Here is a 16,388-nt window from a genome sequence, read left to right on the forward strand (position 1 = left end):
AAACGACAAATGAAAGCGGAAGTACTTTTATCGAATCCGGTAGCGGCACCCAAAGCCAAGAAACCTTTCTTCAAGGCTAAAAAGAAACTCAATGTTAAGCTCAACGAAGCCAAGCAAAGACTTATGTCGCCTGTGGTTACAAAAACCCCGGAAGCTGCTGTCAAGCCTGCTGATCAGGGTAAAAAGACCACCATCGAGACGTTGAAAAAACCGGTTGCAGAAATCAAATCCACTGCCAAAAAACACAAAAAGCACAAAACCCCTGAAACCGTAAGAGATGAAATGCAACGCTCGGCAATCCTTCCGGCGCATAGAAGCAATAACTCTGCTGCCAACAGAAGTCAGGTGGATACGATGTCAGGCCAGCCTTCGGACAAATTCAACAAAGAAAATTTCAGGAAGAAATTACAGGAGCAAATCGACGCGACGATTAAAAGCAAAGACGAAGCGAAGGAAATTAAAAGAAATGGCGGCGTAAAACCTGAAGTAAGCGATCAGATTGGCGAATCGATTAATGATGAAAAAGCCAAAGCAGGCGGTAAGGTCGAAGCCAGCACAGCGCCTCCGGTAGTGCCCACCACCCCGGAACGCGAAATTACCAACGATAATCCGATTCCGCTGGTAGCTGAAACACCGCAAACCAAAACTACAACAAGGCAAAAAGCAGACTTGGCGCCCTCGAAAAAACCCGATGCCGAAACCGATTTGACTTCGAGAACAAAAACACTCGATGACCAATACAGCCAAAACAACTTGTCTGCTGAAAAATTGCAGAACAGCAACGAACCTAAATTTGTCAACGCCGACAACCAAAAAGAAACCTCACAGGAGAAAGCCAAACAGCTTACAACGGATTACCGCCAACAGGAGCGCAAAACCATTACCGCTACACAGCAGCGCAATGCGAACGCAATCAATAGCAAATACAATGGCATGCTTCAGGAAAACGGCACGATCAGTAGAGGCAGACTTGCCCAACAGAGCGCCAAAAGTATCGAAGAAAATGCGATTCGTGATAAAGTGAGCAAAGGCTTTGATGCGATTTTTGTCAATTCAAACCGGATTGTGCTTGCGTGTTTTGCGACTATCGACTCCTATATTGAAACGGTTTTTAGTCAACAAATTACAGACAACCTCAAGACATTTTCTTCGCGCGTGGCCAGTTTGCTCGATGACAATACAGGTGTTTTCAGTTGGATAGGATCTAAAATAACGGGTAACGACCGCCTCAGTGAAATTGAAATATTCGACATAGCCAAAAAAGAATTCATCGAGCATATGCAAGATCCGATTGAGGCGCTCGTAGGCGTAGTAGATCTTAACCTGAACCTGGCAGTAACTACGATTGCATTGGGAAAAGCCGCCGCCGATACATTTTGGGAAGAACAACCTCGCGAAACCCAAAGGATTGCCGACTCGGTGCATAACGAATCGATGACGAAATTTGCCGAACTCGAAAGCGCCGTTGAGAGCAAGGAAAGCGCCATCATCGATTCGGTAACGGAAAAATTCGCCGCGGCACTCGAAGATCTCGATGCACGTTTTGAGAAAGCCAAAGAAGAAAACAAAAGCTGGTTAGACCGCGCCATCGATGCCGTAAAAGCAGTCATCAATACGATTATCGAACTCAAAAACGCACTCGTCGCCATCGCGCGTAAAGCGGCACAATATGCGAGCGAAATCCTCGATGATCCGATCGGGTTCTTCGACAACTTATGTGATGGTGTAGGCCAGGGCTTCACTAACTTCAAGAACAATATCGACAAACATTTGGTAAAAGGCGTCTTGGAATGGCTTACAGGTTCGATGGGTTCGGATATTATATTGCCTAAGGAACTCAACTTAGAAGGCATTACGAGTTTGGTGCTGCAAATTTTGGGGATTACAATCCAAAAAATCAAAACGCTGGTCAAGGATGCTATCGGTCCGCAGCGGTTTGAATTTATTGAAAAAGGTGTCGAAGCCGGAATGGAAGCCGGGAACAACCTGCTCAACATGTTTAAAATCTTAAATGAAAAAGGGCTTGCCGGACTTTGGGAATTTATCTGCAACGAGTTCTCGGACCTCAAAGAAATGCTCATCGAAAATGTTAAGTCTTTCGTTATTGAAACCATTACACGCAAAGCCGTCGAAATCCTATTGTCGTTGCTCATTCCGGGCGCTGGTTTTATCCGTGCCGCGCAATTGCTGATTCGGTTTGTAATTACGCTGTTCCAGAAAGCTGCGCAGATCATGAAAATTATCGAAGGTATTATTGATTCATTCGGAAATATCCTTCGAAGAGACCTTGGCGGAGCCGCGGCAAAAGTGGAAAGCGTATTTAGTTCTTTCCTAAGCCTCGCCATCAGTTTTCTCGCTGCCGTATTGGGATTAGACGGAATCGTGGGCAAAGTGCAGAAATTCATTCAGCAAAAAATCAGGCCTAAGATAGACATGATCCTCAAGAAGATTGCCCTTTCCATCAAACAGCTTATCACTAAAATAGGCCTTGACAAACTCATCGACAAATCGATGGTGGCAGTGCAAAAAGGCAAAGACTGGGTCAATGAGAAGAAAGAAAAAGCTAAGGAAACGGCAGCGAAATATGGCGAGAAAGTCCTGAAATTCCTTGGCATCAAAAAGAAATTTAAAACTGAAAATGGTGAATTGCATAGCTTGTATTTTACAGGAAACGATGACAATATGAAACTCATGGTGGCGAGCAGCCCTAAAACATTTAAGGATTTTCTAAAAGAAATCGGCAAGGTAAAAGGCGATAAGGCAAAGGCAAAAAAAGATGCCGAAGACGAGTTCGACGCCTTGCAGACTACATTGTCTAAAAGGAATACGGGAAGCAGTAGTGCAGATTATCAGACCGAACAAGTTAAAAAATATGATAAGGTAACCGGGCATGTTAATACGCTGAGTAATTATATGCCGCCGTTGTTTGATATTAAAGGCGTTGGCAAATTCGAATTGAATTTTGGCGGGCTTACCCAACACGGATTTGCCAAAAAGATGGAAATCAAAAACTTGCACAAATCGACCAAACCGCCGATCGGATCTGTTCCGGGCGTGACCAATGATGCATATGACGAGCTCAAGAAAAAACGCAACGGAAATTCGACTTTTTACATCCTAGGGCACTTGCTTAATCATAACCTTGGCGGCAGCGGAAACGACTTCAGAAACCTAACGCCGCTTACCAGGAAAGGCAATAAGGACCATAATGTGGATATTGAAGAAACGGCAAAATCCGACCTCAAAGCGGGACTTGTCATCAATTATACGGTGCAACCCGATTACGGTAAAACCGTCAAAAACAAACCTGCTACTGTGGGTGCCAAAAGGAAAGCGATCATTGATGTTGAAGAGAAAACGCCGGTTCGGGTTGGATATCTCTACAAATCATGGAAAACCGATGAGCAAGAGCCGCAATCGCCTAAAAAAGAATACTTCGACAACACTTCGGACTACAATGACGGCACTTATGACGAATAAAAATATTTCATTTAATACTACTGATTATGCCATTTAAATCTTTAAAAGAATTCATACTCGCACAGTTTTCGGAAACCGAAGACAGCACCTCCTTTGATTTTGAAAACTCATTTTCCGAAGCATTGCAAAGACCCACGACGCATCAGGAAGCTGTTGTTTTGCTGATTGCTTTGGCGCCACACATCCATCCTGATTTTTTTGATGAGATTGTGCGTGAACTCCAACCCGACGGCGGCGATTTTCCCGATTTTGGCGGCGTAAGAGAAGGCAACCACCGCGGAATGATGCCTACCGGAGAAACGATACTCTGCATCTTGGCGCGCGATGAGGTCGATTCCAGACTCGAAATCCAACGACTGTTTTCGCCCGAGCATTGGTTTGCCAAAGAAAATATACTGCAGCTTGAAGAAGTAAAAGAAGGGCAGCCGATGATGAGCGGCAAACTGATATTGCCCAAAACCATTGTGCATTTGTTGTCCTATGGCGAAAAGCTCAAACCTAAATTTGGGGCCAATTTTCCTGCGCAGGAAGTCAGCACACCGCTCGAATGGCAGGATCTTGTAGTCAGCGAAACCGTAGCCACACAGATTCACCAGATCAAGCTTTGGATCAGCCACAGTAAGACGCTTATGGGTGACTGGGGCTTGGGAAAACATATTGCACCGGGATTCCGCTCTTTGTTCTACGGACCTTCGGGAACCGGAAAGACACTGACTGCGACTTTACTGGGCAAAGAATTCGATAGACAGGTCTACCGCATCGATTTGTCGCAGGTTGTTTCGAAATACATAGGCGAAACCGAGAAAAATCTCGAAAAAATATTCAATCAGGCAGAACACAAAAACTGGATATTGTTGTTTGACGAAGCCGATGCACTGTTTGGCAAACGCACCAGCGCCAAGTCGTCTAATGACCGCTATGCCAACCAAGAAGTGAGCTATCTTTTGCAGCGGATTGAACGTTTCAATGGCTTGGTCATCCTAACTTCTAACTTTAAGAATAATATCGACGATGCTTTTTTAAGACGCTTCAATTCGATTGTGCGGTTTGCCAAGCCTACGATTGAAGAGCGTATTAAATTATGGGACAAAGCGATTCCGAAGAAAATCGGCGCCAATCAGGAACTCGTCAACCAGCTTGCCATTGAATACGACCTTACCGGAGCTCAGATTGTTTCGGCGATTATGCATGCATCGCTGCTGGCACTCGATGAGCGGCTTGATTTTCTTTCGAAAGAAAACCTGCTGCTCGGAATCAAAAGCGAATATGATAAAGAAGAACGCCATTTCAGCCTAATCTGAGGCATCGTAAAAAAGGGGTTTTTCCCCTTGTGCCGGAATTCGTATAAAACTAGATTTGTTATAAACCAATAACAAACCAAATATGAAACCGGAAAAAGCAATCGATTTTGAGACAGCAAAAACGCTGAACTCGAATTACAACGCCACAAGAGCCAAGCTACACAAAGACGTACTCGGCAAAGACGATTCCAATGCCGTATGGTATTCCCTGAAGGAGTTGGAAGAATATATGGATTACATTAAAAGCGAGGGAAGACTCAAAGGATATTCTGTTGACGGCATCCGTTTCTATATGGGGGTTTATCCCGAAACTGCTGCTGATGGGCGTGCCGGATTTACAACCATATTTCTGGCTCCGACCAAAGAAGTGACGGACATTGATACGCACGAATCATCCTCGGTAGATATTCTTGACATTGCGGCCTACAATTTTGGCTCGATGGGAAACCCTCCTAAATTTCAATATGGAGAATAATTTATGTTTGAAAATCTAAGATTTTTTATTGTTTATTTGGCTTTGCTGTCGGGTATCTGCGGATTGATTTCCTGGAATAAATTACCCAACAGCAAAGCCAAATTGATTTTAGTTTCGATTGGATTTTCAGTGCTTGTAGAAATTGTGGGGCGGAATTTTACCAAGTGGACGGGGCTGCTCAATTATGGTGTTTTCAATATCTATATCCTCGCCATTTTCAGCATTTATATTATTATCCTCAGAATGTTGCTCAAGAAGGCATCCTATAAAAATATTTCGTCTATATTGCTGCTGCTGTTTTTTGGGTTTTATGCATTCAATTATATGATATTCCAGCAGGATTTCGACCAGATTTTAACCAATAGTTATGTGTTGGGTGTTTTGATCATTATCATTTTGGGCTTTTTGTACCTCTTAGAATTATTCAGCTCGAACCTTGTACTCAATTACCGGAAGTCGATTTTTTTCTGGTTTGTGCTTGGGATTTTGATTTTTCATGTGCCATTTCTACCTTTTATGTTATCATTGCATTGGTTTTTAATCGATTATAATCCTTCAATCTACGGATTAATACTATTTTTCCTAAATTTACTAATGAATATTTGTTTTATTATAGGATTTTTATGCAGCGAGAAGAAATACAATTACTGATTATTTCCCTGAGCATCGTACTGTTTACCTTGCTGTTGATGTTGTTTATACTCTTTTATTTTTTCCAGAAAAAGAAGTCGCGTTTCCTGGTTGAAAAGATGGAGGACGACCAGTTGTTTCAATCGGAACTCATAAAATCGAAGATTGAAATCAAAGAACAAACACTCACAACCATAAGCAGAGAACTACACGATAACATAGGGCAGATTCTTTCGGTTGCATTGATGCAAATGAACATTCTGATAGAAAACGAAAGCAAATGCACGAAAGAAAACCTAATCAATCTCAGATATTTAGTCAATAAATCGCTCGATGAAATCAGGGTGCTTTCCAAACAGATGAATGGCGATATCGTTATCAAGTCGAATTTTATTGATATCGTTTCCGACGATTTGCAGCGCATCGAACAACTTAAGAAAATACGATGCAAGCTAAATGTGAGCGGCAAGATGCAGCAAATTAATCGCGAACACGAAACAATCATTTATAGAATTATACAGGAATCTATTTCGAATATCCTCAAACATTCCCACAGCGAAACGATTACCATTGACGTCGGATTTGATACAGAAAGTTGTCGCATAAAAATCACTGATTCGGGAAAAGGGTTCGATCTCGATACTATCGTCAAAGGCAACGGACTCGTCAATATAGAAACACGCGCCCAAGTTATCGGTGCGGCGTTTCACATCGCTTCAGCATCTGGAAAAGGCTCTGAAATTAATATCGATTATCCGATTCACACAGCACACACACTTGATTATGGAGAAAATTAAGATTACGATTGTTGACGACCACGTATTGTTTTCGCGGTCGCTGTCTTTTTTAATAGGCAGTTTTAAGGAATTCGATGTCGTCGGCAATTACAGCAACGGCAAGGAATTCATACAGTCATTCGCAAAACCCGACATTATGCCCGATATTGTCTTGCTCGATTTGAACATGCCTATTATGGATGGCGTCGAAACGATGAAATGGCTCAAGGCCAATCAGCCGGGCCTTAAGGTCATTGCGCTTTCGGTTAATGATGATGAAGGCACAATCATAAAAATGATTACCAACGGTGCCAAGGGTTATCTGCTTAAAGATACACATCCGAAGACGCTTTATGAGGCATTGCTAGTAACCCATAATAAAGGCTTTTATTATTCCGATATGGTATCGGAATTGCTCGTGAATCAATTGGTAAATACAGGTAATAAGGTAACGCTTAAAGAACGGGAAGTCGAATTCATCAAACTTGCCTGTACCGAGAAAACCTATAAGGAAATCGCTTCGGGAATGTGTCTGAGCCCCAAGACGATTGATGGCTATCGCGAAAACCTATTCCAGAAACTTGAGATTAAAACCCGAATCGGATTGGTATTATATGCGATCAAAAATAAAATCGTCGCGGTAGAAAAATAGGAAGCTGCTTTTTTGAATCCAATAAACATCAATAAAAAAAGCCACTCTTTCGAATGGCTTTCTGCTTTTGCTCCCTCTCTTGGGCTCGAACCAAGGACCCTCTGATTAACAGTCAGATGCTCTAACCAACTGAGCTAAGAAGGAAAGTGTATTTCACTTTTAAAGCGGTGCAAATATAATGCGAAAATTATTTTACACAAACAAATTGACGCAAATTTTCAAAAAAATATTATTTGTGGAAAATCGCCTTGTAAATATCGTTTCCATTAGCAAACAAAAGCAAGCCAATAAGTAATACGAAACCAACCATTTGAGCATTTTCCATGAACTTATCGCTAGGTTTTTTTCCGGTAATCATTTCGTAAATTAAAAACATTACGTGACCACCATCAAGTGCCGGAATGGGTAATAAATTCATCACACCCAACATAATCGAAAGCAAAGCGGTGATGTTCCAGAACACTTCCCAACTCCAAGTTTTAGGAAAAATATCGAAGATGGCTTTAAATCCACCAACACCTTTGTACGCACCTGTGCTTGGGGTGAAAATCGCTTTCAATTGCTTTCCATAACCAAACAATTGGTTTTTTCCTCGCTCAATGCCAATAGGAAAAGATGCGAAGAAACCATATTCTTGTTTGCTGAATTTATACAAACCTAATTTTTCTAAACTTTCGATTCCTAATGAAGCGGGATAGATTCCTAGTTTTCCTTCTTTATTGATATAAATGCTTACAGGCACTTCTTTTTCAACTCTGAGCACAATAGCGTCAAGTTTTTTATTTTTATTCTCTTTGGCGATCGCAACCACTTGATCAGCATATTTTGTTGGAATTCCATTCAAAGATTTGATAATGTCTTTTGGCTTAAGTACGGCATTATTAACAGACGAATCCGCTGCCACTTTACCCACCATAAACGGTTCTCTCCAATCTATAAAAGGTTTTTTCTCGCCTTTTAAAAGTTTATCAATTAAATCTACTGGCAGCACAATATTTTGTTGCGCTCCATTGCGTTCTACAAGCACCGTTTTGGCGAAAAGAATTTTGTTTGGAATGTCATTAAATCGGGTCATTTTCTCGCCGTCAATCGACAGAATTTTATCACCGGTTTTAAATCCCATGTGTTCTCCGACTTCTGAAGTAACTGCAATACCGTCTTTCAATTCGCTATTGCTCAAATAGAAATCACCATAAAAGAAAGTCATTCCAATATAAATGACAAAAGCCAAAATAAAATTGACCGTCACACCGCCCAACATAATGATCAAACGTTGCCAAGCCGGTTTAGAACGAAATTCCCATGGTTGTGGTGGAAGCGCCATTTGCTCTTTGTCCATGCTTTCGTCAATCATTCCTGAAATCTTGACGTAACCACCCAAAGGCAACCATCCGATGCCGTATTCGGTTTCTCCGATTTTCTTTTTCAATAAAGAATATTTGATATCGAAGAACAAATAGAATTTCTCTACGCGGGTTTTAAAAAGTTTGGCAGGAATAAAATGTCCTAATTCGTGCAGTATAATCAGTAAGGATAAACTCAATAAAAATTGAGATAACTTGATAACGATTTCCATAATGTATTTTTCAGTGCTATTATAACGCGCAAAAGTAAGGTTTTCACCTTACTCTTTCGCAGATATGTTATTTTGGGTTATTTTTTTATGAATTTTTTATGAAGGCGACCTTCCGAAGTAAGCAATTCAATAGTATACATCCCATCAGAAAGCGAACTTACCGAAATATTTCTAGTTTGGAATTCGCCCACTTTTTGCCCTAAAGCATTGTAAATAGCCGCACTTTTTAGCGTAATCGTTTCAGGCATTTCAATATTCAATACCGATGAAGCCGGATTAGGATAAATTGCTACAGCACTATCCAATTCGAAACCAGCATTGCCTAAAGTGGCGTTACTGTTTTTTGAAATAATATCTTTTTTCGGGTTGAATATTACACCGGTTGGTATAAAAGGAACATCCACAATAAATTGTTGCCCGTTAGTGGTATTGTTTAATACATAATCTTGTTGTTGACCGCCTGAACCAGTCAATCGAACAGGTACCGGCATTTCAAAGAAGCTCACAGTAGAACCAGTCGATTGCGTTTGATTGATCGTAATTCTAGTTTGCGTAGCGGATAAATTATGCGTAGTAATCGTGTAAATCGGATAACCCGTTCCGTAAACCCAATCGTTAAAAAATTCGGTTAGACTAATGCCTGAAGTTGCTTCAAGATGACTTTGTAAATCGGGAGTATGCGCATATCCATAGGCTAATGCAGGGTCATTCAAATAATTTCTTAAACCTTGGAAAAAATTGGTATCGCCCAATTTGAAACGCAACATGTTTAAAACCATGGCGCCTTTTCGGTAGGTTAATCTACTGTCAAAAATTCGCCCAACATCTAGTGCTTCATCATCGGTAAGATACACAGCGCTATTGAGCGTTTGATTCGAAGTAATCGAATTAATCATCGATGTTTTATCAGCAATAAATGCAGCATCACCATCAAAATGTTCGATCACCATCGATGCCAAATACGTAGCAAATCCTTCATTGAGCCAAATGTCTTTCCAAGAACCACAGGTTACTTTGTCTCCAAACCATTGGTGTCCCATTTCATGTGCAATCAAACTTCTGCTATATCCACCGCTATTATCAGCAGTCATAAAAGAAACCGTAGTATGCTCCATACCGCCGCCCCAGCCAAACTGACAGTGACCGTATTTTTCATTTCTAAAAGCATATGGGACAAACATCGACTCATAGAAATTAATGATGTCTGGAGTCGGTGCAACGCTAGCCATGTTTTCAGTAGCCGTTTCGGGATACATATAATTGACAATTGGAAAAAACGGACTCGCCACTGTACCCAATCCACCTTGTTGATTGTAGATTTGATAATCCGAAACCGCCATGCAAACTAAGTAAGCCGGAATCGCATAACCATGATGATAATGCGTCGTCGATGTACCATTTCCGTTATCAATTTTAGATTGTTGCATACCATTAGACACTGCAGTATATTGGGTCGGTGCTGTAATATAAACGTCGATCGAATTGACTTTATCATTCAAATCTTGCTTACACGGCCACCAGTCTCTTGCGCCGAAAGGCTCTGACAACGTCCAAAGCACAGGTGATCCGTTATGAAAGTCTGTCGTAAACGAACCAAAACCACTTCCTGCCGGAGCTCCTGCATAAGTAATTTCTACAGTACCGGAAGTACCGGTATTTTGCACGGTTGGCAACGTAACAATCAATTCCGTATCATTACGGGTAAACGCTAAATCGGCATTGTTTTTTCTAACCGAGTTTACTACAATTTGATTGTCGAAATTTGCGTCAGCAGTATTGGTGATTTTGGCTAAATCAAAAACGATAGTCGTCATGTTTTCTAATGCAGTATAGGTCGTAGTGACTTTTCCGGAAATATTAAAAATTTCAGGATCAACCGTAAATTCTAATTTGTGGTAGGTAACATCATAATTGTAGGTGTCGGGATTAACCACAACGCCCATTCTTTTGGAAGCGGATTTCATTTCAGCATTCGCAATTTCTTCCAATTCTTTATTTTGCGCTTGAGCGATTAATGAGAAAAAAGGAATTAGTAATATCAGTAGGTAATTTCTTTTCATTTTATGAATTTTTTTTGCGAATTTAATTAATAATTCAAATGCAGGATGTTAATTTTCATTAAATTATGCTTAATAGTGCATGAATGTAACATTGATAAGGAATGAACTTTTTCATTTTGATATACATAGCTAAAAACATTTGATTAAATTTGCGTGCTTCATTTGGAAAAGATTCCAAGGATTAAAAAGGATACCATGTTACAAATAGGATTTATCAGAGAACACCAAGAAAAAGTAATCAAAGCTTTGGCTAAACGAAATTTAGACGTCAGAGCCACTGTAGAAGAAGTCGTTCAATTGGATGAAAAACGTCGCGCCACGCAAGTAGAACTCGACAACATTTTATCCGAATCTAATAAATTATCCGCATCCATTGGCGAATTGATGAAATCCGGCGAAAAAGCAAAAGCCGCCATCCTCAAAGAAAAAACAGTACTTCTTAAAGAGAAAAGCAAAGAGCTTGCGGAAAAAGCAGAAGTCTATGCGCACGAATTGACTCAAAAATTATACACATTGCCGAATCTTCCGGCCGATATCGTTCCTGAAGGAAAAACACCAGAAGAGAACGTGACCGTTTTTCAAGAAGGCGACATTCCCGTGCTTCACGAAGGTGCACAACCGCATTGGGAACTCGTCAAAAAATACGACATCATCGATTTTGAACTCGGTGTAAAAATCGCAGGTGCAGGTTTCCCAGTTTACAAAGGAAAAGGTGCAAAATTGCAACGCGCCTTAATCAATTATTTTCTTGATAAAAACACCGCTGCGGGCTATAATGAAGTACAAGTGCCGCATTTGGTCAATGAAGCTTCGGGCTACGGAACCGGACAATTGCCGGACAAAGAAGGTCAAATGTACCACGTCGGTATCGATGATTTGTATTTGATTCCAACCGCAGAAGTTCCCGTAACGAATTTATTTCGCGATGTGATTTTAAACGAAAATGAATTACCGGTTTTGTGCACAGGTTACACACCATGTTTCCGCCGAGAAGCCGGTTCATACGGTGCTCACGTTCGTGGATTGAATCGTTTGCATCAATTTGATAAAGTCGAAATCGTACGCATTGAACATCCAGACAAATCTTACGAAGCACTCGAAGGCATGGTTGAACACGTGAAAACGTTGTTGCAGGAATTGAAATTGCCCTACAGAATCTTACGTTTGTGCGGTGGCGATATGGGTTTCACATCGGCATTAACCTACGATTTTGAAGTGTTTTCAACCGCTCAAGATCGTTGGTTAGAAATCAGTTCCGTATCAAATTTCGAAACTTTTCAAGCCAACCGTTTGAAATTGCGTTATAAAGATGCCAACGGTAAAAACCAACTGGCACATACTTTAAACGGAAGTTCATTAGCATTGCCTAGAGTTTTGGCCGGTATTTTAGAAAATTACCAAACGCCTGAAGGCATCGTCATTCCAGAAGTATTGCGACCTTACACGGGATTTGATATCATCAACTAAAAAGTTAATCTTTATATAGCGATGTACTAAATCTGGCACAAATGTGTTACTTTAGTGCATTGTTTTTTACGGCCCATTCATGAAAAAAATAGTCTGCTTATTATTCCTACTTTACTCCGGAATCGTTTTCTCACAAAACGAGCAATTGGCACAAAACTATTTCGACAAAGGCGAATTCGAAAAAGCCAAAATCAGCTTCGAAGAATTGCTCAAAACACAACCTTACAACACTTTTTATTTTCAAAGATTGGTTGAATGCGAACAGCAATTGCAACAGTTTGATGTGGCCGATAAAGCCATTCAGGATCGGATGAAATTCATGCAACAATCAAGTCTTATCGTAGAACTTGGTTACAACTTCCAATTGCGTAAAGACGAAGTCAATGCTAAGAAGTATTATGAGCAAGCATTAGAAACCATCCGAAAAAACCCGAACGAAGTCTATAATATCGCGAGTACTTTCGAAAGAAAAGCGCTGATTGAATATGCTTTGAAAGCGTATGAATTAGCATTAACGTTAGAGCCGAAATTCAATTTCAATTTTCAAATGGCATTGCTCTACGGGCAAATGGGCAACACCGATATGATGGTCGAGAAATTCCTAACCGAAGCCTATACCAATCCACAAAATAATGTGATGATTCAAAATCAATTGACGCGGTTTATGACCGAAGATGCTGATGTGAACTTCAACGAATCGCTCCGAAAAACCTTAATTTTAAAAACGCAAAAAAGCCAAGACATTTTCTGGAATGACTATCTGAGTTGGTTTTATGTACAACAAAAAGAATACGGAAAGGCATTCATTCAACAAAAAGCAATTTACAAACGCAACCCCGAAACATTCTCAAATATTGTCAATCTTGCGCAATTGGCCATTGAAGAAGGCGATAAAGAAACCGCAAAAGAAATTTTCCTGTTCGTTCTTGAAAACACCAAAGACTTGGATATGTTGATTCAATCGCATACGTATTTGATGCAAATGCGAATCGATTCCGCACCCGAAAAAGAATACAATGCCGTAGCATCAGAAATGGATTTACTGCTCAAAGAATTTGGAATCAGTCCGTATTCGTTGTCGTTGCAAATTCTACAAGCGCATTTTTCTACGTTCTATTTAAAAAATTCAGAAGCAGGAAAAAATATTTTGAAAACCGCTTTAAACTTGCCGATCAATGAATATCAAAAAGCCGATGTCAAAATGGAGTTGGCTGATATTTTATTGTATGAAGAGAAATTCAATCAAGCGCTGATTTACTATTCTCAAATAGAAGGTGATTTGAAAAATGATGTAGTCGGTCATGAAGCCAGTTTGAAAGCGGCCAAAACCAGTTATTTCAAAACCGATTTTCAATGGGCGCAAAAACAGTTCAAAGAATTGAAATCCGCTTCCACACAACTCATCGCCAATGATGCTTTAGAATATTTCCTGTTGATTAATGACAACACCGTAGCCGATTCAACTCAAACCGCGTTGAAACAATTCGCCCATGCTGATTATTTGTTGTATCAGAATAAAAATCAAGAAGCGTTGGGTCAGTTTCAAGCCATTTTAAAAAGCTTCAAAGGACAAGAAATCGAAGCCGTGACGTTGTATCGATTGGGCAAAATCTATGAGAAATTAGGCGATGACATGTCGGCTTTAAGTCAATATCAAACCATCATCGACAAGCATAATGACGGAATCTATATCGATGAAGCCTATTATTTTGCTGCCGAAATCTACAACAAACAAGGCAACATCGAAAAAGCAAAAACGTATTACGAGCAAATTATTTTCCACCACGAAGACAGTATTTATTTTACCGATGCGAGGAAGAAATTCAGACAATTGCGCGGCGATACAACATTATAAATAGATCGCAAGATTATAAGATTTTAAGACTGTAAGATTTTGAGCGGTCTTAAAGTCTCACGATCTTACAGTCTTACAATCTTAAAATCCAATCTATGCTACTATACAACGTCACCATCAACATCGACGACAGCGTTCACGACCAATGGTTAAACTGGATGCAAGATAAACACATACCCGAAGTATTAGCCACCGGAAAATTCTCTTCAGCCCGAATGGTCAAAGTACTTGTGGTGGAAGACATGGGCGGTTCGACTTACGCCATTCAATATGCGACCGACAGTAAAGCCACTTTGGAAAAGTATTACCAAGAAGACGCACCGCGTTTGCGAGAAGAAGGAGCCCGTTTGTTTGGTGATAAAATGTTGGCATTTCGTACGGAACTTGAAGTATTGTCGGAATTCTGGCCGAACAACAATTAGAAAAAGATTTTTAGACTGTAAGATTATAAGACTTTAAGATTGCGTAATCTGTGGGAATCTTTTTAATCTGTGAAAAAAAATATAAGTATATAACAAAACTTTGCGACTCCGCGTCTTTGCGAGCAAAAAACTCATCATGGAAAAAGTAACAGCCAAAAAACACCTCGGACAACATTTCCTCAAAGATGAAGGCATTGCTCAAGCGATAGCCGACACACTGAATTTTGAAGGTTATAGTGATATCTTAGAAATTGGTCCCGGAATGGGCGTACTCACAAAGTATCTTTTAGACAAGCCTACTACAACTTACGTCATAGAAATCGACACGGAATCGGTGAAGTATTTAGAAAATAATTACCCTAAACTGCACGGAAAAATCATCTCCAAAGATTTTTTGAAGTACAACATCAACGAAGTTTTTGAAGGCAGACCATTTGCTATTATTGGCAATTTCCCATACAATATTTCCACGCAGATTGTGTTTAAAATGTTAGAATTGCGCCATCAAATTCCGGAGTTTTCAGGTATGTTTCAAAAAGAAGTAGCCGAACGTATCTGTGAAAAAAAAGGCACCAAAGCCTACGGAATACTGTCAGTTTTAGTACAAGCATTTTACGATGCAGAATATTTATTCACAGTCAGTGAAACCGTTTTTATTCCGCCACCAAAAGTAAAATCAGGTGTTCTGCGTTTGAGAAGAAAAGCAAATTTCACTTTGCCATGCAGCGAAAAATTACTCTTCACCGTAGTGAAAACAGCCTTTCAACAACGCAGGAAAACATTGCGTAACAGTTTAAAAACTTTAAATTTAAGCGATAATTTAAGAGAAGATACTATCTTTGACCTCCGACCAGAACAATTGTCCGTAGAGCAATTTATCGGATTGACCCAAAAAATAGAAGCCGATGGAGTTTAAAGTCAGCAAAGAACTAATTTTAGAATTAGAGCAACTTATTCAAAGCAAAGACGACCAGCAACTGGAAGTTTTATTGAATGATATGCACCATGCCGATATTGCCGAAATTCTGGACGAACTCGATTTTGACGAAGCAACCTATATTTTTAAGGTATTAGATTCTGAAAAGACCGCCGAAATCCTACTGGAATTAGAGGATGATTTGCGGGAAAAAATATTGAGTAGGCTTTCGCCAAAAGAAATTGCCGAAGAACTTGACGAACTTGAAACCAATGATGCCGCCGATATTATTGCCGAACTTTCGCAAAGCAAAAAGCAGGAAGTAATCTCCGAACTTCAAGATGTAGAACACGCCAAAGATATTGTCGATTTGTTGCGTTACAAAGAAGATACTGCGGGTGGAATCATGCACAAAGAGTTGGTCAAAGTCAATGAAAATTGGGATGTTTTCAATTGTATCAAGCAAATGAGAATCCAGGCTAAAAACATTTCAAGAGTGCATTCTATTTATGTAGTTGATGATGAAGATAGACTTTTAGGTCGTTTATCTCTTAAAGATTTATTGACAACAGCAGCAAAAACCCCTATTAGTGAGGTGTATATCAAAAAATTAAATTCGGTTATAGTAGACACCGAAGATATTGAGGTGGCTCGTATCATGCAAAAATATGACTTGGAAGCCATTCCCGTAGTAGATGAAATGGGCAGATTGGTGGGTAGAATTACCATTGACGATATCGTAGACGTGATTAAAGAAGAAGCCGATAAAGATTACCAA

At 40.1% G+C, this 16,388-nt stretch carries 13 protein-coding genes and 1 tRNA gene; 11 read left to right on the forward strand and 3 right to left on the reverse strand.

Annotated elements, in window-relative coordinates:
- The first annotated feature begins 9 nt into the window (after positions 1–9).
- The 6 genes from RMO03_RS06530 to RMO03_RS06555 all read left to right on the forward strand — a co-directional run bounded on the left by RMO03_RS06530 (position 10) and on the right by RMO03_RS06555 (position 7,314).
- Complete coding sequence (locus RMO03_RS06530; protein ID WP_309641290.1) at positions 10–3,480, forward strand: hypothetical protein; 3,471 nt, start codon at positions 10–12, stop codon at positions 3,478–3,480.
- Positions 3,481–3,506: 26 nt separating this feature from the next.
- The gene (locus tag RMO03_RS06535) at positions 3,507–4,781 is read left to right on the forward strand and encodes an ATP-binding protein (RefSeq protein WP_309641291.1); all 1,275 of its coding nucleotides are present in this window, start codon (positions 3,507–3,509) and stop codon (positions 4,779–4,781) included.
- 82 nt (positions 4,782–4,863) lie between these two features.
- Entirely contained in the window at positions 4,864–5,256 is a 393-nt protein-coding gene (locus RMO03_RS06540) for a hypothetical protein (protein ID WP_309641292.1), read from the forward strand.
- A gap of 3 nt (positions 5,257–5,259) precedes the next feature.
- Positions 5,260–5,907: a hypothetical protein gene (locus RMO03_RS06545; RefSeq protein WP_309641293.1), complete on the forward strand. Its 648-nt coding sequence runs from the start codon at positions 5,260–5,262 to the stop codon at positions 5,905–5,907.
- Positions 5,880–6,683 carry a histidine kinase gene (locus RMO03_RS06550; protein ID WP_309641294.1) on the forward strand — a complete coding sequence of 268 codons (804 nt, stop codon included), beginning with the start codon at positions 5,880–5,882 and terminating at the stop codon, positions 6,681–6,683. The genes RMO03_RS06545 and RMO03_RS06550 overlap by 28 nt, the downstream gene beginning before the upstream one ends.
- Positions 6,670–7,314, forward strand: a complete 645-nt coding sequence (locus RMO03_RS06555) for a response regulator transcription factor (RefSeq protein ID WP_309641295.1) — start codon at positions 6,670–6,672, stop codon at positions 7,312–7,314. Before RMO03_RS06550 ends, RMO03_RS06555 begins: the two co-directional genes overlap by 14 nt.
- A 70-nt stretch (positions 7,315–7,384) precedes the next feature.
- Here the strand turns inward: RMO03_RS06555 and RMO03_RS06560 are convergent.
- From RMO03_RS06560 to RMO03_RS06570, 3 genes are all read right to left on the reverse strand, one after another.
- Positions 7,385–7,458 (reverse strand) — tRNA-Asn (locus RMO03_RS06560).
- A gap of 85 nt (positions 7,459–7,543) precedes the next feature.
- Positions 7,544–8,890 (reverse strand): RIP metalloprotease RseP, encoded by a 1,347-nt coding sequence (gene rseP / locus RMO03_RS06565; RefSeq protein ID WP_309641296.1) that lies wholly within the window; start codon positions 8,888–8,890, stop codon positions 7,544–7,546.
- 77 nt (positions 8,891–8,967) lie between these two features.
- A complete protein-coding gene (locus RMO03_RS06570) occupies positions 8,968–10,950 on the reverse strand; it encodes a M1 family aminopeptidase (RefSeq protein ID WP_309641297.1) in 1,983 nt (660 codons plus the stop codon).
- A gap of 195 nt (positions 10,951–11,145) precedes the next feature.
- Between RMO03_RS06570 and serS the strand changes: the two genes are divergently transcribed.
- The 5 genes from serS to RMO03_RS06595 form a co-directional block, all read left to right on the forward strand.
- Positions 11,146–12,417: a serine--tRNA ligase gene (serS, locus tag RMO03_RS06575; RefSeq protein ID WP_309641298.1), complete on the forward strand. Its 1,272-nt coding sequence runs from the start codon at positions 11,146–11,148 to the stop codon at positions 12,415–12,417.
- 79 nt (positions 12,418–12,496) lie between these two features.
- Positions 12,497–14,272, forward strand: coding sequence for a tetratricopeptide repeat protein (locus RMO03_RS06580; RefSeq protein ID WP_309641299.1), 1,776 nt, complete (start codon positions 12,497–12,499; stop codon positions 14,270–14,272).
- Positions 14,273–14,367: 95 nt separating this feature from the next.
- Positions 14,368–14,694, forward strand: coding sequence for a DUF4286 family protein (locus RMO03_RS06585; RefSeq protein ID WP_309641300.1), 327 nt, complete (start codon positions 14,368–14,370; stop codon positions 14,692–14,694).
- A 136-nt stretch (positions 14,695–14,830) separates the two neighbouring features.
- Positions 14,831–15,610, forward strand: coding sequence for a 16S rRNA (adenine(1518)-N(6)/adenine(1519)-N(6))-dimethyltransferase RsmA (gene rsmA, locus RMO03_RS06590; protein ID WP_309641301.1), 780 nt, complete (start codon positions 14,831–14,833; stop codon positions 15,608–15,610).
- The coding region (locus tag RMO03_RS06595) for a magnesium transporter MgtE N-terminal domain-containing protein (protein ID WP_309641302.1) at positions 15,600–16,388 on the forward strand (789 nt) is incomplete at its 3' end. The genes rsmA and RMO03_RS06595, both read left to right, overlap by 11 nt.

Source organism: Flavobacterium sp. (assembly GCF_031411595.1).
Classification (GTDB): domain Bacteria; phylum Bacteroidota; class Bacteroidia; order Flavobacteriales; family Flavobacteriaceae; genus Flavobacterium.

Coding starts and splice junctions, on each gene's coding strand:
- RMO03_RS06530 (WP_309641290.1), top strand. CDS start 10: ATGAAAGCGGAAGTACTTTTATCGAATCCGGTAGCGGCACCCAAAGCC.
- RMO03_RS06550 (WP_309641294.1), top strand. CDS start 5,880: ATGCAGCGAGAAGAAATACAATTACTGATTATTTCCCTGAGCATCGTA.
- RMO03_RS06545 (WP_309641293.1), top strand. CDS start 5,260: ATGTTTGAAAATCTAAGATTTTTTATTGTTTATTTGGCTTTGCTGTCG.
- RMO03_RS06535 (WP_309641291.1), top strand. CDS start 3,507: ATGCCATTTAAATCTTTAAAAGAATTCATACTCGCACAGTTTTCGGAA.
- RMO03_RS06555 (WP_309641295.1), top strand. CDS start 6,670: ATGGAGAAAATTAAGATTACGATTGTTGACGACCACGTATTGTTTTCG.
- RMO03_RS06585 (WP_309641300.1), top strand. CDS start 14,368: ATGCTACTATACAACGTCACCATCAACATCGACGACAGCGTTCACGAC.
- rseP (WP_309641296.1), bottom strand. CDS start 8,890: ATGGAAATCGTTATCAAGTTATCTCAATTTTTATTGAGTTTATCCTTA.
- RMO03_RS06540 (WP_309641292.1), top strand. CDS start 4,864: ATGAAACCGGAAAAAGCAATCGATTTTGAGACAGCAAAAACGCTGAAC.
- RMO03_RS06570 (WP_309641297.1), bottom strand. CDS start 10,950: ATGAAAAGAAATTACCTACTGATATTACTAATTCCTTTTTTCTCATTA.
- rsmA (WP_309641301.1), top strand. CDS start 14,831: ATGGAAAAAGTAACAGCCAAAAAACACCTCGGACAACATTTCCTCAAA.
- RMO03_RS06580 (WP_309641299.1), top strand. CDS start 12,497: ATGAAAAAAATAGTCTGCTTATTATTCCTACTTTACTCCGGAATCGTT.
- serS (WP_309641298.1), top strand. CDS start 11,146: ATGTTACAAATAGGATTTATCAGAGAACACCAAGAAAAAGTAATCAAA.